The sequence below is a fragment of the Donghicola sp. XS_ASV15 genome (assembly GCF_041224595.1).
GTDB lineage: Bacteria > Pseudomonadota > Alphaproteobacteria > Rhodobacterales > Rhodobacteraceae > Donghicola.
Window position 1 is genome coordinate 15,999 of sequence record NZ_JBGFGN010000089.1, and the last position, 17,063, is coordinate 33,061.

Below are 17,063 nucleotides of genomic sequence, written 5' to 3' on the forward strand. Positions count from 1 at the left end.
GTCTTGCGGTGGCAGGAGCTCGCAAATGGAGGCGGTTGTTTTTGCAGAGGATTCTGGCGCGGGTACCTTTTGGAAAAGGGTCGCGGCAGTCTGTGCAAAGTGCTCGGACATGAAAATGCTCTCCTCACCAAGTGAGAAGAGCATGGCTTTATTATCTTAATGGGCGGTTAATTTGCCCTTAGATTTAGGCTTTGCGCGCATCCATCGCTTCGGCGAAACGCTCGAAGAGGTAGAAGCTGTCCTGCGGGCCGGGGCTTGCCTCGGGGTGGTGCTGGACGCTGAATATGGGCTTGCCTTCGACCTCGATACCGCAGTTCGACCCGTCGAACAGCGACACATGGCTTTCCACAACACCTGCGGGCAGGGTCTGTGTGTCGACGGTGAAGCCATGATTCATCGAAGTGATCTCGACCTTGCCGGTCTTGTTCTCTTTGACCGGGTGGTTCGCACCGTGGTGGCCGTGGTTCATCTTGACGGTCTTGGCACCCAGCGCCAGTGCCAGCATCTGGTGGCCAAGGCAAATGCCGAAGACAGGCAGGTCAGCTTCGAGAACCTTTTTGATCGCGGGCACGGCGTATTCGCCGGTTGCTGCCGGATCGCCGGGGCCGTTCGACAGGAAAACGCCATCGGGGTTATGAGCCAGAATCTCTTCGCCGGTTGCCGAGGCGGGCAGGACCGTCACGTCACAGCCAGCGGAGGCAAGGCAGCGCAGGATGTTGCGTTTGGCGCCGAAATCTATAGCGACGACCTTGTGCTTGGGGGCTTCTTGCTTGGCGTAGCCTTCGGGCCATGCCCAACGCATCTCGTCCCAGCGATAAGACTGCGCGCAGGTCACGTCTTTGGCCAGATCGAGGCCAACAAGGCCTTTGAATGCGCGGGCCTTGGCAACCAGAGCTTCAATGTCGAAGTTGCCTTCGGGATCGTGGGCCAGAGCAACGTGCGGGGCGCCTTGCTGGCGGATCGCGCGGGTCAGGCGGCGGGTGTCGATGCCACCGATCGCGATGCGGCCGCGCTTGGCGAGCCATTCGCCCAATGTTTCAACCGAACGCCAGTTGCTGGGTTCGGTGGGGTCCCATTTCACAACCATCCCTGCGGCCACCGGATCACCGGTTTCGTCGTCTTCGGGGGTCGCACCGGTGTTCCCGATATGGGGGAAGGTAAAGGTCACGATCTGGCCCGCATAGGACGGGTCGGTCATGATTTCCTGGTAACCGGTCATGGCAGTGTTGAAGCACAGTTCGGCTTCGGTCACTCCGGTCGCACCGAAGCCTTTGCCATAGAAAATGGTCCCGTCTGCAAGGGCCAGACAGGCGGTCGGGCGGGCAGGGGCGTGGGCGCTGCTGGGCATCGGCTCTCTCCTTGGGGACAAATCGGGCGACACATAGGCCCGCACGCGTCAGCGGTCAAGCAGAATGGGTCAAAATAGCGCCTATGCAGAGCGCTAACAGCGAAGGTAGACATATGTCGGGTGAACTCTTATATGAGCGCACTTGTGCAAGCCCCTGGGATGGGAATGATTTAATGGAACTGCGTAAAAAGATTGGCGCCGCACTCAAGGACGCCATGAAAGCAAAAGACGCCACACGGCTGTCGACGCTGCGCCTGATCAATGCGGCCATCAAGGATCGCGAGATCGCGCTGCGTGTCGATGGCGAAGAAGCCGTGATCTCGGAAAGCGAAATTCAGGCGATTCTGGCCAAGATGGTCAAGCAACGTCAGGAAAGCGCTAAGACCTATGAGGAAGGGGGCCGACTCGATCTGGCTCAGTCCGAAGAGGCGGAAATCGAGATCATCGAAGAGTTTTTGCCCCGCCAGTTGGATGAGGACGAAACCAAGGCGGCGATCGACGCAGCCATCGCCGAGAGCGACGCGTCCTCGATCCGCGACATGGGCAAGGTCATGGGCCTGCTCAAAGAGAAATACATGGGGCAGATGGACTTTGGTCTGGCTGGTCCGCAGGTGAAGGCCCGTCTGTCGGCCTGACTTATTTGAGGGATTTGCGTGGCAAATCCCTCAACGCCTCCGGCGCGGGAGTATTTTTTCCAAGAAAGAGATCAGTCGAGCGCGAAGTCCTGACGGATTCGTGCCAGCGTTTCTGGGTCCGTGACCTCGAAGCGTTCGGAAAAGCGTTGCTTAAAGCTCACGCGGCCGCGGCGGGCGCCGAAGTTTTCGCCGTGGTTGAGCAGGTAGAGCGCTTTGGGACCGCTGAGCGGCGTCAGCGGGCGGCCTGCGAGTTTTGCCAGATAGGGGAACATGCGGTGTTCGTGCTGCGTCGACTCTCGGATACGCGCTGTTTCGGCGTTCGGGTCTGAGGTGAAGTCGAAGGGGAGTGCCGCACAGCTGCCACAGAGTTTCCAGAACGGTTTACGCAGGGGCTGCGCCGCGCTGGCAGGGGCGGCGAGGGCGATGCGATTGTTGCCCACGTCAAACACGTAGCCCTGGCTCATCAGATAACCGCCTGCCGCGCGTCGGGTGTGCATTTCTTCGACCAATGTCGGATGCGCGAGATCATCTGCATCAAAGGTCATGGCGTAGCCTTGGGCGATCCCAAGGGTCGGAAGGGTGTCGCAGAGCTGCCTCAGCTTGGCCCATTTGTCATTGCCTTCGATTTCTTCGGTGAAGGGGACAAAGGTGATGCGGGCATCATCGGGCAGGTCGGGGCTGGTCTGGCCGCAAATCAAAACACGCCAGTTCGGATCTGTCTGTGCGATGAAGCTGCGTAGAGTGGCAGTCAGGCGCTGGCATACCGCCTGCCAGTCGCCCACGTGGTGCGGGCCGACCAGCGGTATGAGAAAGACTGAGGTCGGGTTTTCTGAGGGGCGTGCGGATTTCAGGCTGCGTAGGGTCAAAGCCGCGCGCTCAGAGGCCTGAAGGTCGGAGTTTTTGAGTAACAGGTCAGGCCCAAACAGGCGCGCCGCGGTCAGCAGGCTGAAGCGGCGCATTTTCGGTGTGGCAGGAACCTGGGCCATAGACGGGCTTTCTATTGTTTGCGCGCCGCGCGCGGAAGGGCGAGGAGAAGCTCCGAGTAGAGCTCTTTGCGCTCGTCTTCGCTCAGAAACGCTCCGATCTCAACCTCTCTGCTATTGCCCTTGAGGGTAACATAGTTCGGAACGGGGCCGCCGCGCGGGTGCAGGCTGACTTTGGCCCAGTAGATATTGCAGGTCCACGAACTGGTTTTTCCGGTCTTGTCGCGGTGCAGCAGATCCACCCGTTCCGGCCAGAGGGTCATCGTCTCGATCACATCTCCGTCGCGGTAGCTGCGTTGAAGCAGGTACCACATCAGGCCCATGGCGATCACGATAAAAGGCAGCAGCCCCCACATCACCGGTGATCCGATCATTGCGATCAGGGGTAGGGCGATGAACGCCGAAGTGATCGCAAAGAAGGTCACAAACCCTTTGCGGGGCAAAGAGCGGTAGGGCCAGAGATGGAGTTCGGCCAGCGGCCCCTCGGACTCTGTCGGGGTGTCGGGAAGTTCTTTGACCCATTCGTACGGCATCAGGACCTCTGCAGCTTGGAGGAACGAAAAAGGCCCGGACAGTGTCCGGGCCTTTGAAGGTCTATGGGATCAAGCCCGGGATTAGTGGGCGTGGCCCTTGTCCCAGTCTTCCTGCTTCGGCAGCTGCTCGAAGGTGTGCTCGGGCGGCGGCGAGGGCAGGGTCCATTCCAGAGTATCCGCGTACTCGTTCCAGTAGTTCGCGCGGGTCTCTTTCTTGCCGTAGAACAGCGAGTAGAACATCACGCCAAAGAAGAACAGGAACGAAGCAAAGGCGATGAATGCGCCGATTGACGAGATAGTGTTCCAGAAGGCGAACGCTTCGGGGTAGTCGATGTAACGGCGGGGCATGCCCTGACGGCCCAGGAAGTGCTGGGGGAAGAAGGTCAGGTTTGCGCCGACGAACATCGCCCAGAAGTGCAGCTTGCCGGCCCACTCGGGGTACTGGCGACCAGTCACTTTGCCGAAGTAGTAGTAGATACCGGCAAAGATACAGAACACCGCACCCAGCGACATCACGTAGTGGAAGTGCGCAACCACGTAGTAGGTGTCATGGTATGCACGGTCCAGACCTGCCTGCGACAGGACAACACCGGTCACGCCACCAACGGTGAACAGGAACAGGAAGCCCAGCGACCATAGCATCGGGGTTTTGAACTCGATCGAGCCGCCCCACATGGTTGCCAGCCAGCTGAAGACCTTCACGCCGGTGGGAACCGCAATAACCATGGTGGCCATCATGAAGTAGGACTGCTGACGTAGGCTCATGCCGACGGTGTACATGTGGTGCGCCCACACGACGAAGCCGAGAACACCGATCGCAACCATCGCGTAGACCATCGGCAGGTAGCCGAAGACGGGCTTGCGCGAGAAGGTCGCAATGATGTGGCTGATCAGGCCAAAGCCGGGCAGAATGATGATGTACACTTCGGGGTGACCGAAGAACCACAGGATGTGCTGGTACAGGATCGGGTCGCCTCCGCCAGCAGGCTGGAAGAAGGCGGTGCCGAAGTTACGGTCGGTCAGCAGCATGGTGATCGCGCCGGCCAGAACGGGCAGCGACAGAAGGATCAGCCACGCGGTGACGAACACGGACCATGCGAACAGCGGAACCTTGTGCAGGGTCATGCCGGGCGCGCGCATGTTCAGGAAGGTGGTGATGATGTTGATCGCACCGAGGATCGACGACGCACCCGATACGTGAACCGCAAAGATTGCGAGGTCCATCGAGTAACCGGCTTCGTTGGTCGACAGAGGCGCATACAGTACCCAGCCAACACCCGAACCCAGCTGGTCGTTACCGCCCGGAGACAGGAGCGACGCAACACCCAGCGCGGTACCGGCAACATAGAGCCAGTAGCTGAGGTTGTTCAGACGGGGGAACGCCATATCCGGAGCACCGATCTGCAGCGGCATGAAGTAGTTGCCAAAGCCGCCGAACAGCGCGGGAATAACGACGAAGAACATCATGAGGATGCCGTGATAGGTGATCATCACGTTCCACAGGTGTCCGTTCGGGGTACACGTTGCATCGCTCGCAAAGAAACGTGCGCCCTCAAGGCACATGTACTGAACGCCAGGATGCATCAGCTCCAGGCGCATATAAACGGTAAAGGCGACCGAGATCAGACCTACAAACGCCGCGGTAATGACGTAGAGGATCCCGATGTCCTTGTGGTTGGTCGACATGAACCACCGGGTAAAGAAACCCCGGTTGTCTTCATGCTCGTGGCCTTGAATGGCTGCGTCCGCCATACTCTTGCCTCCTGCTGGTTAGACTTTGGGCGCAGAGGTTACCCCGCGCCCGGATTCCATTCGGTTTTTAGATTGCGACTTTAACTTCGGCAATGCACGACTTTGACGCAGATCAAAAAAATGTGGTCAAAGGTGTGGTCACATGTCGCAGTCGTGGATTATTCCACAACCGAAGCGAGATATGCTGCGATGTCCTCAGCGCTTTTGACGCGTTGCGCCGCCATTTTCGACTTGGCGCCATCGTCACCGGTGACCTCTTTCAGCCAAGCCGTGGGGTCAGGCAGGTAGGCTTCGAGGGTCTTGACGTCCCAGACAACGCCTGCTTCGCCTGCGGCGACAAGATAAGAGCTGTATTTGTAGCCTTCCAAAGTGCCGGCGGTGCGGCCCATCACGCCATAGAGGTTTGGGCCAACGGTGCTCTTTGCGCCGGCTTCCAGCTTGTGGCAGGCTTTACACTTACGGAATTCTTTCGCGCCCTTGTCGGCGTCGCCTTCGGCCAGTGCAGGTACGGCCAGAGCCAGAATGGTTGCAGCTGCGGTCAGGATGGTTTTCATGTCTCTTCCCTTTACGTTGCTTAAATTCAACAAAGCACACTTCCCCCCAGAAGTGCCAGTCATATCAGAAAAAGCAAATGCGACTTTTCGCTTAATTGCTTTCCAGTGGGGGAAACCGATCTTTGAAAGTACGTTCTAGGGCGACGTCCAGATCATCCATTGTGACAGGAAGTCCCAGGTCGACCAGACTGGTGACCCCGTGTTCACGAATGCCGCAGGGCACGATGCCGCCAAAATGGCTCAGGTCGGGTTCTACGTTTATGGAAATGCCGTGAAAACTGACCCACTTGCGCAGGCGGATGCCGATTGCGGCAATCTTGTCCTCGGGCTTGGCTCCCGTTGCGGTCAGGGGCTTGTCATCCCGAGTAACCCAGACACCGACGCGGCCTTCGCGGATTTCGCCCTTGACGTTGAACTCGTCCAGAGTGGCAATCACCCATTCTTCCAGATCTTTGACAAAGGCGCGCACATCATGCCCGCGCTTCCCGACATTCAGCATCACATAGGCCACGCGCTGGCCCGGCCCGTGATAGGTGTACTGGCCGCCGCGCTTGGTTGGGTAGACGGGGAAGCGGTCAGGGTCCGTCAGGTCCTCGAGCTTGGCCGAGGTGCCGGCCGTGTACAGCGGAGGATGCTCGACCAGCCAGATCAGCTCTTCGGCCTCACCTGCGGCGATCTGGGCTGCACGCGTCTCCATGAAGGTTTCGGCCTCTCGGTAATCAGTGAGACCTTCTGAAATTTTCCACTCGACCAAATGTACTCTCCGGATCGGTGCGGGCGTTAACCCTGTTTTAGGTTTCGGACGATGTGCGGACTTCCGGACTTTGTCCCAATTGCGATTCGCGGCATACTAGTCCCACGATTTTGAGGCGTCGAACCAATACCAAGTATTTTTTCAACTGCTTGCGTCTGACCCTTGTGGGTATTTGATTTTTGTATCCGCGTTCCGGATCTGATGCTGGCTTTTTCCGGAGGGCCAGATATGGCGAAATACTCCCTATCTGCTGGCGTGATTGCCGCAGTAGTTTCCTTGTCTCTTGGAACCAATGCACTCGCTGACGACAGTTTCGCACGTGGTCTTGTCGGCGGTATTATCGGCGGGGCGATCGCAAACAGTGTCGCTAACTCCAAGCCGCGTACGACCACAACCCAGAAAACCTACGTAAAACCGCGAACAAGCGGGATCTCCTCGGCCCAGCGGGAATCCAACCGAGAGGTGCAGCGCGCCCTGAACCATTTTGGTTTCCCCGCAGGCACCGCCGATGGCGTGCTCGGGTCCAAGTCCCGCGCTGCAGTCTCGCAATATCAGGCGCTTTTGTCTTTTCCCGTAGATGGCACACTCAATGACATTGAGCGCAACATACTTGTGACCGCGTACCAGCGTGCCATGATGGGCGGGCAGTACGTTACGCAAACCGTCTCGACCCACCCGATGGGCATGCGTGGGCTTTTGATGAAGCAAAAGGAAGAGGCACTCGGCGTTGGGGGCACGACGCAGATGTCCGGCAACTACGGCGGCCTGCCGCCCGAGGTCGCGCAAGCCGTGGACGAGATCGCCCGCAATTCTGGTGTCGAAGGCACAGCATTGATGCAGCGTGCAGGGTTCATCCAGCTGGCGGATATGAACAGGGATGGCAGAACCGACTACCTGATTGACACCTCGAAAAGTGGCTCTCAATTCTGGTGCAGTGCCCAAAGCTGTATCGCGCGTGTGTTTGCGTCGACACCGACGGGCTTTCAACAGAACGATTTTCAGGTGACGGGCCAAGAGCAGATCATTCCTGCCGCCTTCACATGCCAGCAAGGGAACTGTTCGCTGACCGATGTGGCCCCCCAGCCCGCTGTTGCCGCACCAGTCGCGCCTGTGGAACCAGAAGAGGCACTGCCAGAAACCGAGATGGCCTCGGCCACAGGTCCGGTGGTGCCGAATTTCTTTTCAGTGCCTGTGACGGCTGAGTCGATCAGCGCGGCGCCGTTCTGCTCCAAAATCGCGGTGAATACCGCCAAAGCGGGCGGCCCCGAGACGGCAGCCGCGATGACCAGCCCGGCCCAAGCCATTGGCGAGCAGTTTTGCATGTTGCGCGATATCACGATTGACCGAAGCGAAACGCTGCTCTCGAAAATTGAGGGCTTCACACCACAGCAGATCGCAGAGCAATGCGCGGGCTTTGCAGAGCACCTATCGCCAGCGATTACAGCCGCAGCAGCGGGCGAGCGTGATCAGGCGTTGGCAGCGACAACAGCGGTGCTCCAAGAGCTTGGTATGCCCCCAGAGCAGATCGTGGGAACCGCGCAGATCTGCCTAGGCGTTGGGTACCGGACTGACGCCATGCCTACAGCGATTGCATCGGCGCTGGCATTGTCGGCAGTAAACCTAGGCGCTTACGAAGAGATGGTCGGCCATCATCTGGCGACCGGAGTAGGAGGCACTATGCGTCCTGATTTGGCCGTGGCCTGGTATGACAAAGCTTTTGAAGCCACGCAGAAGGCCAGCGCAGAGCCACTTCGCGCGCCCGACGACGCAGAGGGGCAGACACTGGTCGTAGCTGCTTCGCACAAATTGACTGGGGCTGCAAAACCCAAACCGAACCTTATGGATTTCGGCGCAGCCGCCGGAGCGGCATCGCAATAAGGGCTGTTTTCGCGCCATACCCCCACGACGCGCGAAGGTCGGAAACAGCCTTCGCGCCTCTATCGAAAAAATATGGAAAAGGGTGAAAAATCCGCTTTTCATCTGCAGCGCGACTCGCTAAGAACCGCGCACCAAGTCAAGACAGTGCGGTCGTGGCGGAATTGGTAGACGCGCAGCGTTGAGGTCGCTGTGGGGTAACTCCCGTGGAAGTTCGAGTCTTCTCGACCGCACCATCTCTCTCCCGAGAATGTACTTCGATTGCACTCAAGCAATCCTGTTTTCGCGTTTAGTCCTGTGTTTCTTTACCGAATAGTCAAATAGAGTCGTCCAAGAAGATGACACGCTAGCCGACTTTCGATCAGGAATTCTATGAACGATACCGCCGAGCATGCACCGCTCAGAGCCACGTCTATTGCTGCGACACTTGAGGCCGAGATCATCACCGGTCAGATCACGGGCGGCACCAAGCTAGAAGAACAAAGCATCGGTGACAGATTCGGGGTGTCTCGGACCCCGGTCCGCGAGGCGCTTCATTTGCTGGCGGCGCGCGCCCTAGTCGAGCGTATCCCCTATCGTGGCGTGATCGTCGCCCAACTGGATCGGGGGCGGATCGAGCAATTGTTCGAAGCAATGGCCGAAACCGAAGCGATGTGTGGACGGTATGCGGCTGAACGGATGTCGATTGGCGAACGGGGTGCATTGCAATCCCTGCACGAAAAAATGCGGAGCCTTGCGTCCAACGGAGAATTCGCCGCTTACAAAGAGGCGAATACCGAGTTTCATAGACTGATATACGCGGGTTCTCACAACGTGGACATCATCGCGATGGCGGAGGCTATGTGGCAAAAGCTTGCACCGTTTCGTAGATCGCAACTCGGCCACGCTGAACGTGTTTCTCAGTCATGTCAGGAACACGAAGCGATTGTCCGCGCGATCGTGGATCGGGACAGAGGATCAGCGGATCTTGCGTTGCGCCGCCATTTGCTCGGGGCCGCTCAGGAATGTTTGGCGAAGATGCGCTAACCCTCGCCAGCCCTCGGCTGCTGAGTTAGCCTAGGTCCAAAGCAATTGGGGAGGGTGTAATGTCCATAGGAATCAAAGAACTGTTGGAGGAAGCGCGGCGAGAGGTCGTGTCGCTGAGCGTCCATGATGCCGATGCGAAGCGACAGACCTCCAACACGGTGTTCATTGACATCCGGGATGTGCGCGAATTGCAACGGGACGGTATGGTCAGCGGTGCGCGGCACGCGCCGCGGGGTATGCTGGAGTTCTGGATTGATCCGGATAGCCCCTATCACAAATCCTATTTCGCCGAAGACAAGACGTTTGTCTTTTATTGCGCGTCTGGTTGGCGGTCGCTTTTGGCTGCGCAGGTGGCGCAGCGTATGGGATTGCGCTGCGCGTCGATGGAGGGCGGCTTTGGCGCGTGGCGCGAGGCGGGATTGCCGACGGAACCTCGCGATTAGGGCAGGATCGACAGCCAGCCCCAGACGGTGATGATCGAGCCTGCTGTCGCCAGCAGCACGGCCGAGGCTGCCACACGACGCGCCCGTCCGTACATATTGGCAAAGAGGTAGGCATTGACGCCCGGCGCCATGGATGCGGTCAGGATCAGCGACCGTGTTTGATCGACGTTCAGGTTCTGCATGTGGCCAAGGGTCCACGAGATCGATGGGTGCACCACAAGCGAGACAAAGCAGACAAAAGCAATCGTCTTGAGGTCACCTTCGGGGCGGTAGCGGTAGAGCACACCACCAAGGCCAAAGAGCGCGACGGGAATGGCCGCGCGGATCATCATGTCGATCGCATCATTCAGCGGTGTCGGCAGGGTCAATCCGGTCAGATTCACAACCAGTCCCGTGCTGATGCCTAGGATGAGCGGATTGCGGAACATCGCCTTTAGGACTTTGGGGGCGATGACGGCGGGGCCAGCCCCTTGGGCGCGGGCGATCTCCATCGCGGTGATCCCAAGCCCGTAGCAAAAGGGCGAGTGCATTGCGATGATGGCGTAGTTGTTCGTCAGAGCCGCTTCGCCATAGGCGCGTTCGGTGATCGGAATGCCCAACAGCAGCGAGTTCGAGAACAGACAGCAGAACCCGATGGCGACCGAATCTTCCCAGTCCCGTTTGAACACGTAGCGCGCGACAAGCAGGCCAAGGATAAAGCCGCCGACAGCGCCACCGTAAAAACTGCTCAGCAGGCTAAAATCAAAGTTCGCCTTGAGGTCCAGTTGCGAGATGCCGCGGAACAGCAGGCAGGGCACTGCAAAGTTCTGGGCAAAGCGCATCACCCCGTCGACAGCACTGTCCGAGAACAGCTTGCGCCAAGTGACCAGATACCCGAAGCCAATGACGATAAAAACGGGGACAATGACTTCGAGCAGAATTTGCATTTAATCTGGATACCTTAGGACCATACCATCGTAAGCAGGGGATACATGGTCCGGGGTCTCCGCTTCAACGTCTGCGTAATCAAGATCGATATGCATATTCGTCAAAACGGCTGTGCGCGGTTTCACTTTGTCGATCCACTCTAGCGCTTTGTCGAGGTGCGCGTGGGTCGGGTGGGGCTTGCGGCGCAGGGCGTCGACGATCCAGCATTCCAGCCCATCCAATGCAGGCCATGCATCGGCATAAATCTCTGAAACATCAGGGAGGTACGCGATGTCCTTAATGCGGAACCCGAGGGCGTCGATGCTGCCATGGGCGACTTTGAAAGGGGTCAGTGTCACGTCACCGCCCGCGCCAGAGATCGTCACGGGTCCTTTGATTGTGTGCATGTTCAGGATCGATGGATAAGGCGAGCCCTCTGGCTGCACGAACGCATAACTGAACCGAGTGAGCAGGCTGTCTTGGGTGTCGCCATCTGCCCAAACGTCCAGCTGATGCCCAAGGTTAAAGACCACTTGGCGCAGGTCGTCGAGCCCGTGGACGTGGTCCGCATGGGCGTGTGTGTAGACAACGCCGTCCAAAGTCCCAGCACCAGCGCCGATCAGCTGCGCCCGCATGTCGGGCGTTGTGTCGATTAGAACACGGGTGATGCCGTCTTCGGTTTCCCGCTCGACCAAGAGCGAGCAGCGGCGGCGGATGTTCTTTGGGTTCTCTGGGTCGCATTCGCCCCAGTGCCCACCAATGCGGGGCACCCCGCCGGACGACCCACAGCCCAGAATGGTAAAGCGCAGCTCGGCCATTTACGCGGCCTCTTGATAGGCCACGACCTTGGAAAACAGGCGCTCGAAGTTGGCTTGGGTTGCTGCCGCAAAATCTTCGTAGCTGATGCCGAAAGCCTCGGCACCCTTTTGCGCGGTGTGCACGGTAAAGGACGGCTCATTGCGCTTGCCGCGATAGGGCGGCGGCGCCAGATAAGGGCTGTCGGTTTCGACCAGAATGCGGTCCAAGGGCGCGGCGGCAAAGATATCGCGCAGGTCTTGGCTTTTGGGGAAAGCGGCGATGCCGGACATGGACAAGTAGAACCCCAAATCCAAAGCCGCACGGCCCAGTTCCGCAGAACTGGAGAAGCAGTGCATCACGCAGTCATAGGCGCCGTTCTTATATTCCTCGGTCAGGATGCGCGCCATATCCTCGTCTGCGGAGCGCGCGTGGATGATCAGGGGCAGGCCGCTCTGGCGGGCCGCAGCGATGTGGATGCGCAGGCTCTCTTGCTGCACCTGCGCGCTTTCGGCCGTGTAGAAATAATCCAGACCCGTTTCGCCAATGCCCACCATTTTCGGGTGCTTTGTGAGCTCCAGAATTTGGTCCACTGTCATGGGGGGATGTTCTGCCGCACTCATGGGATGGACGCCAAAGGTATAGAATACCTGCGCATAGGTCTCAGCGATTTGGCGAACGCGGGGCTCGTTCTCGAGTTTCGTGCAAATCGACACCATCCGAGTGACCCCAGCGCCGAGGGCGCGTTCGACGATCTGATCCAATTCGCCGTCGAAATCGGGGAAATCCAGATGGCAGTGACTGTCGGTGATTTCTGCTGTCGCGCTCATGCTCCACCCGCTGCCGTTCTGTTCATATGAAACAGCGTATCTAGGATGAGCGCGGAAGGGTCAAGGTTCACTGCCCGTCCGTGACGGAAACGTGCCAGGATGTCTTGCGCCTGATCGGCCCATTTGCGCGCTGCCCACGCATCGGGCGCAAGCTTCGCAAAGACCTGCGTTTCATGGCCGGTGGCGGGCATTGGGGCAGGGACGCCAAGGCTGCCCTGTCGCGCCATACGGGCGATGGCCAGATCGAGCAGGGTTTCGAACAGCTCTAACTTGGCGTCATTGCCGCGCGCGGCCAGATGGTCAGCGAGCTTGATCGCTTGGGGCTGATCAAGGCGCGGCATCGTGTCCATCAGACTGATCAGTTGTTCGTAGAGTTTCAGCCCGTCCAGCCGGATCAAGCGCATTGCTCCGCCGACTGACCCTCCGGATAAAGTTGCGAGCGCGGCGGCATCGTCTACGGGTTCTGCACCTGCTTGGGACAGGGCCGCGGTCATGTTCACCGCATCCAGCGGACGCAGGCGCAACTCGCGGCAACGCGATCGGATGGTCGGCAACAAGCGCGAGGGTTGGTGCGAGACCAAGAGGATTGTGGTGCGGGCAGGGGGCTCCTCTAGCATTTTGAGGATCGCGTTGGCGGCCTGAACGTTCATGTCGTCGGCGGCGTCCACGATGACCACGCGGCGGCGGCCATCCACTGCGGACATGCCAAAGAACCCGTGCAGTTTGCGCACTTCGTCCACGGTGATCATGGATTTCAGCTTTTTGGTTTTATCATTCCAGCCACGGCGCAACAGGAATAGGCCGGGTTCAGACAGGGCAACGACTTGCTGAGCGACCGGATCTTCGGGAGAGACGCGCATCGTCGTGGGCGGGGGCGGCGCACCGAAAAGCCCGCCGTCATCCTCAAGCGGTTGAGACAATAGGAACTTGGCGATCTGCCAAGCGAGTGTCGCTTTGCCGACCCCTTGTGGGCCGCTGATCAGCCAACCATGGTGCAGGCGTCCGCTGTTGAAGGCATCCAGAAAGGCTTGCTCTGCCTCGGGGTGCCCTATCAAAGTTTCGGTTTCGCGCGGGTGCGGGGCGCCTTCGACGCGGTCTGCCTCTGGGATCAGGTCGTTTTCGGGGACTTCGACCGCTCTCATGAACGGGCCTCGTCGTAATGGGCGCGGATGTCTACGCTGACGGCTTCAATCGGTTGGTCGCCGTTGACGACGCGAAAGCGGTTGGGAAACTCAGCGGCGAGCGCCAGAAAGCCATCGCGCATTTTCTGCTGGAGCTCAACGCCCATGCTCTCAAACCGCTCTTCGGCCCCTTGCCGACCAAGCGCGCGGCTCAGGCCCACTTCGGGCGGCATGTCTACTAGGATCGTCAGGTCGGGCTCGCGTCCGATCATCAGGTCGTGCAGGGTGTCGACCTTGGCACGCAGATCGCCACGGCTCAGGCCCTGATACATGCGCGTGCTGTCAGCAAAACGGTCGCAGATCACGGTGGCGCCTCGTTCCGTCGCGGGATTAATGACCCGCTCCAGATGGTCGCGGCGCGCCGCAGTAAAGAGCAGCAGCTCTGTCTCGGCGCTCCATCGATCCTTGTCGCCTTGCAGGACAAGTGCGCGGATTTCCTCGGCCCCCGCGCTGCCACCGGGTTCACGTGTCAGGATGACTTCCTGACCTTCGGTCTTCAGTTCCTCGGCCAAGAGACGGGCCTGAGTGGACTTCCCCGACCCGTCAATGCCTTCGAAGGTGACGAAGAGCCCCTTCGGGGCAGCTGTCTGTGCCATCAGTTTGCGGCAGCCTCGGCTTGTTCATTCAACTTGCGCAGCAGAACCTGCGCGGCGGTGCGAACGCGGCCCGCAAAGCCAGCGCGGGCCACACTGCGATCCGCGACCAAGGGCAGGCGGCGTTCGGGCAGACCTTCGGGGTGCAAAACCAGTTCGGCCAATTGCTGGCCTTTGGTGATCGGTGCCTCGACAGGGCTGTCGTAGATGACTTCTGCAGGGATTTCATTGCCCGCGAGGACAGGCAGCAGCAATAGCACGTCCTCACGCGGTACGAGGTTAACGCTGGTTTCGTTGCCCATCCATACCTTGGCTGTGGCCAAAGGGGCCGTAGGCTCCGTGATATGGCGTTCGGCAAACTGGCGGAAGGCCCATGTGGCAATCCGCTCTGCCTCTTCTGCGCGCTGCGCCTGCGAGGCCAGACCGCTCATGGCAAAGATCACGCGGCGTTCGCCCTGTTTGGCCGACCCGACCAGACCATAGCCCGCCTCTTCGGTGTGGCCGGTTTTCAGGCCATCAGCCCCGATGTTCAGACGCAGCAAGGGGTTGCGGTTTCGTGTGTTTTGCGGCGCGCGGCCATCGAACGCGAACTCTTTCTGCGCAAACAGGGGATAATACTGCGGGAAGTCCTGCATCAGGCGATCGGACAGCACCACCAGATCCTTCATGCTCATGCGGTGACCGGGTGCGGGCCAACCGTTCGAGTTCGCAAAGGTCGAGTTGGTCAGGCCAATCTGCTTGCCCCGCTCGGTCATCATGCGGGCAAAACCAGCTTCGGTTCCGTCAGGGGACAGGGCCTCGGCCAGAACGGCACAGGCGTCATTGCCGGACAGCACGATCACGCCGCGGATCAGATCCTCGACCGCGACACGATCTGTGGTGTCCAAAAACATGGTTGATCCGCCATAGCCCATGGCGTGCTGGGATACAGGCAGGCGCTCGTTCAGAGTGAGGCGCCCGTCACCAAGCGCCTCGAAAGTCATATAAAGCGTCATCAACTTGGACATTGACGCCGGAGGCAGGGCCTGATCGGCATTTTTTGCCAGCAGCACCGTCCCTGTCGTCTGGTCAAAGACATAGGCCGCCCGCGCCTGCGTATCGAACGCAAAGGCGGGCAGGGCGGTGGAGGCCACAAGGGCTGCTATCATCAGCAGATTACGCATTACAATTTCCTCTGGTCGGAGGTCAGTCTTTTACAGAATAGGCGTCCGCAAATCCGGCCGCTTTCACTTTGCTGAGAGTTTCGGCCCGATCTGCCGCAGTCATGGCAGGCCCAACAACAACGCGCCAAAAGGTCTTGCCCTTGATCGAGGATTGGTTGACCTCGGTCTCAAGGCCCAAATTGCGCATCTGCTCGGCCGTACGGTTCGCATTGGCTTGAATGCTGAAAATACCGATTTGGACATAAGGCTTGCTCAGCGGGCTCTGGGCTGGTGCAGGTGTAGGTGCCACAGGCGCTGCTGGGGACGGTGCGTCAATCGCTGCCGAAGCTGCCTCAATCGGATCAAGAGGAGTGGTCTCTACATCACCCGGCGCGGCGATCTCTGCAGGCGCAGGATCGGCCGTCACAGCAACAGTCTCGTCGCCCGCCGTTTCCTCGCGGCGTAGCGCAGTGACTGTGATGTCGGCGGGGGCACCAGCTAGCATTCCCAAAGCCTCTGCCGCATCGGAAGAGACCTCAATTCGCGGGCCAGGGTTGGTGCGCTCGCGGCGGAAGAGTGCGCCGATCACGAACGATCCGTTGCTTTCATTCCGAATGATCACGCGTTCGGGTTCTTTGACATCGGGGTGTGCAACCCAGACGCCACCAAGGGAAGGGCGGCCGTCCCACAGTCCCTTTTCGCTGACCTGAAAGACATCGGGTGCTTCCACATCCCGCTCTACCCGGCGCGATGTCTGCGCGCCAGACACGGTTGTCGCGCCGTCGTCTTTCTTTGCCAGAGGGTTGATGCCCTCCATGCACCCGGCGACGAGCGAAAGCGCCGCGATCCCAACCAAGGTTCGTGTCATCATAAAACGAGCCATTCAGAACTGCCCTCTGCCTGCGGCGTCTTTGCGCGCCGCCCTTTTTGTTAAACGCTTGGCGGCGAGCCAAGCCAAATCTGGCGCAACTGTAATGAATGCCTTTGGACTTGGGAAGGCTCGCGGACACGTTGAGCATAATTTCACCAAGCGATTGTCGCGTAACAGGTCTTTTCGAATCGAGATCTTCAATGTAATCCGGCCTGACCACGGAGGTTTGGCAGAGTGGTCGATTGCGGCGGTCTTGAAAACCGTTGGGCGTGAGAGCGTCCCCAGGGTTCGAATCCCTGAGCCTCCGCCATTTCCTTTTGGAAATGCGAGACAAATCAAGATCTTAAGGCATTCCTTGGAAGTCCAGCCCCACGCTGAACCCCACAGTTTTCTTGAGCTTTTGTGACTCCTTAAGAGCACTCGTGAGACAAAAAACTGTGGAGCTGCCGCTGAATTTTATGTTCTTCAGCGACTCCATCAGCTCCACACTGATTGATCTCGAGGCATCCGGCTCAACAGAGACTGAGCCATCCCCCAATTTTGGCTAAAGACGTGTGAGGCCATAGGGGCTATGATAACTGCCTGGCTTGGCCATCGAGGCGTTTAGCCTATCGCTGTCGAATGTACTGGTTTGGCTTAGATAGTATCTTTGCTAAGTTGTTGAGACGGCAAGAGGTGGTCCTGAAACTTCGACCAGTTTGCGGTGTCAACGGCGGAGTAAAATTCGGCCATTGTGGCGGAGCAAAAGTCGGCCAGTTTGGGGCGAGCGCCTTGGAGCGTGCGGCCCTCATATAGCAAGCCCGGTCCAAGGCGCATTGGCCGTCAGGCCAATTCTGTGAGGT

At 59.0% G+C, this 17,063-nt stretch carries 17 protein-coding genes and 2 tRNA genes; 6 read left to right on the plus strand and 13 right to left on the minus strand.

Going from position 1 to position 17,063, the window contains the following annotated elements:
• Window positions 1-184: 184 nt before the first annotated feature.
• Window positions 185-1,348, minus strand: coding sequence for a glutamine-hydrolyzing carbamoyl-phosphate synthase small subunit (carA, locus tag AB9K37_RS02820; RefSeq protein WP_369835459.1), 1,164 nt, complete (start codon window positions 1,346-1,348; stop codon window positions 185-187).
• Window positions 1,349-1,521: 173 nt separating this feature from the next.
• Here carA and AB9K37_RS02825 point away from each other — a divergent pair, with 173 nt between their 5' ends.
• A complete protein-coding gene (locus AB9K37_RS02825; protein ID WP_072706838.1) occupies window positions 1,522-1,983 on the plus strand; it encodes a GatB/YqeY domain-containing protein in 462 nt (153 codons plus the stop codon).
• Window positions 1,984-2,054: 71 nt separating this feature from the next.
• Here AB9K37_RS02825 and AB9K37_RS02830 read toward each other — a convergent pair whose 3' ends face one another.
• The 5 genes from AB9K37_RS02830 to lipB form a co-directional block, all read right to left on the minus strand.
• Window positions 2,055-2,969, minus strand: a complete 915-nt coding sequence (locus AB9K37_RS02830; protein ID WP_369835460.1) for a hypothetical protein — start codon at window positions 2,967-2,969, stop codon at window positions 2,055-2,057.
• Window positions 2,970-2,980: 11 nt separating this feature from the next.
• Window positions 2,981-3,499, minus strand: a complete 519-nt coding sequence (locus AB9K37_RS02835) for a DUF2244 domain-containing protein (RefSeq protein WP_369835461.1) — start codon at window positions 3,497-3,499, stop codon at window positions 2,981-2,983.
• Window positions 3,500-3,580: 81 nt separating this feature from the next.
• Window positions 3,581-5,251 (minus strand): cytochrome c oxidase subunit I, encoded by a 1,671-nt coding sequence (gene ctaD / locus AB9K37_RS02840; protein WP_293709032.1) that lies wholly within the window; start codon window positions 5,249-5,251, stop codon window positions 3,581-3,583.
• 158 nt (window positions 5,252-5,409) lie between these two features.
• Window positions 5,410-5,805 (minus strand): cytochrome c family protein, encoded by a 396-nt coding sequence (locus AB9K37_RS02845; RefSeq protein WP_369835462.1) that lies wholly within the window; start codon window positions 5,803-5,805, stop codon window positions 5,410-5,412.
• 91 nt (window positions 5,806-5,896) lie between these two features.
• Complete coding sequence (lipB, locus tag AB9K37_RS02850) at window positions 5,897-6,559, minus strand: lipoyl(octanoyl) transferase LipB (protein WP_369835463.1); 663 nt, start codon at window positions 6,557-6,559, stop codon at window positions 5,897-5,899.
• A 228-nt stretch (window positions 6,560-6,787) separates the two neighbouring features.
• Between lipB and AB9K37_RS02855 the strand changes: the two genes are divergently transcribed.
• From AB9K37_RS02855 to AB9K37_RS02870, 4 genes are all read left to right on the plus strand, one after another.
• Window positions 6,788-8,437 (plus strand): peptidoglycan-binding domain-containing protein, encoded by a 1,650-nt coding sequence (locus tag AB9K37_RS02855; RefSeq protein ID WP_369835464.1) that lies wholly within the window; start codon window positions 6,788-6,790, stop codon window positions 8,435-8,437.
• Window positions 8,438-8,583: 146 nt separating this feature from the next.
• Window positions 8,584-8,670, plus strand: a tRNA-Leu gene (locus tag AB9K37_RS02860).
• 136 nt (window positions 8,671-8,806) lie between these two features.
• Window positions 8,807-9,460 (plus strand): GntR family transcriptional regulator, encoded by a 654-nt coding sequence (locus AB9K37_RS02865; protein WP_369835465.1) that lies wholly within the window; start codon window positions 8,807-8,809, stop codon window positions 9,458-9,460.
• A gap of 59 nt (window positions 9,461-9,519) precedes the next feature.
• The gene (locus tag AB9K37_RS02870; RefSeq protein WP_369835466.1) at window positions 9,520-9,903 is read left to right on the plus strand and encodes a rhodanese-like domain-containing protein; all 384 of its coding nucleotides are present in this window, start codon (window positions 9,520-9,522) and stop codon (window positions 9,901-9,903) included.
• On the opposite strand, the gene AB9K37_RS02875 is transcribed toward AB9K37_RS02870, so the two are convergent.
• The 7 genes from AB9K37_RS02875 to AB9K37_RS02905 are packed head-to-tail and all read right to left on the minus strand — an operon-like array spanning window position 9,900 to window position 16,233.
• The gene (locus tag AB9K37_RS02875; RefSeq protein ID WP_369835467.1) at window positions 9,900-10,829 is read right to left on the minus strand and encodes an AEC family transporter; all 930 of its coding nucleotides are present in this window, start codon (window positions 10,827-10,829) and stop codon (window positions 9,900-9,902) included. The genes AB9K37_RS02870 and AB9K37_RS02875 overlap by 4 nt on opposite strands.
• On the minus strand, window positions 10,830-11,627 hold the full coding sequence (locus AB9K37_RS02880; protein ID WP_369835468.1) for an MBL fold metallo-hydrolase: 798 nt from the start codon (window positions 11,625-11,627) through the stop codon (window positions 10,830-10,832). It abuts the gene before it with no gap.
• On the minus strand, window positions 11,628-12,434 hold the full coding sequence (locus AB9K37_RS02885; RefSeq protein WP_369835469.1) for a TatD family hydrolase: 807 nt from the start codon (window positions 12,432-12,434) through the stop codon (window positions 11,628-11,630).
• The gene (locus AB9K37_RS02890; RefSeq protein WP_369835470.1) at window positions 12,431-13,576 is read right to left on the minus strand and encodes a DNA polymerase III subunit delta'; all 1,146 of its coding nucleotides are present in this window, start codon (window positions 13,574-13,576) and stop codon (window positions 12,431-12,433) included. The genes AB9K37_RS02885 and AB9K37_RS02890 overlap by 4 nt, the downstream gene beginning before the upstream one ends.
• Entirely contained in the window at window positions 13,573-14,211 is a 639-nt protein-coding gene (gene tmk / locus AB9K37_RS02895) for a dTMP kinase (protein ID WP_369835471.1), read from the minus strand. Before tmk ends, AB9K37_RS02890 begins: the two co-directional genes overlap by 4 nt.
• Complete coding sequence (locus AB9K37_RS02900) at window positions 14,211-15,371, minus strand: D-alanyl-D-alanine carboxypeptidase family protein (protein ID WP_369835472.1); 1,161 nt, start codon at window positions 15,369-15,371, stop codon at window positions 14,211-14,213. The genes tmk and AB9K37_RS02900 overlap by 1 nt, the downstream gene beginning before the upstream one ends.
• Before the next feature lie 22 nt (window positions 15,372-15,393).
• Complete coding sequence (locus AB9K37_RS02905; protein ID WP_369835473.1) at window positions 15,394-16,233, minus strand: SPOR domain-containing protein; 840 nt, start codon at window positions 16,231-16,233, stop codon at window positions 15,394-15,396.
• A 208-nt stretch (window positions 16,234-16,441) separates the two neighbouring features.
• Between AB9K37_RS02905 and AB9K37_RS02910 the strand changes: the two genes are divergently transcribed.
• A tRNA-Ser gene (locus tag AB9K37_RS02910) sits at window positions 16,442-16,531 on the plus strand.
• Window positions 16,532-17,063: the final 532 nt, after the last annotated feature.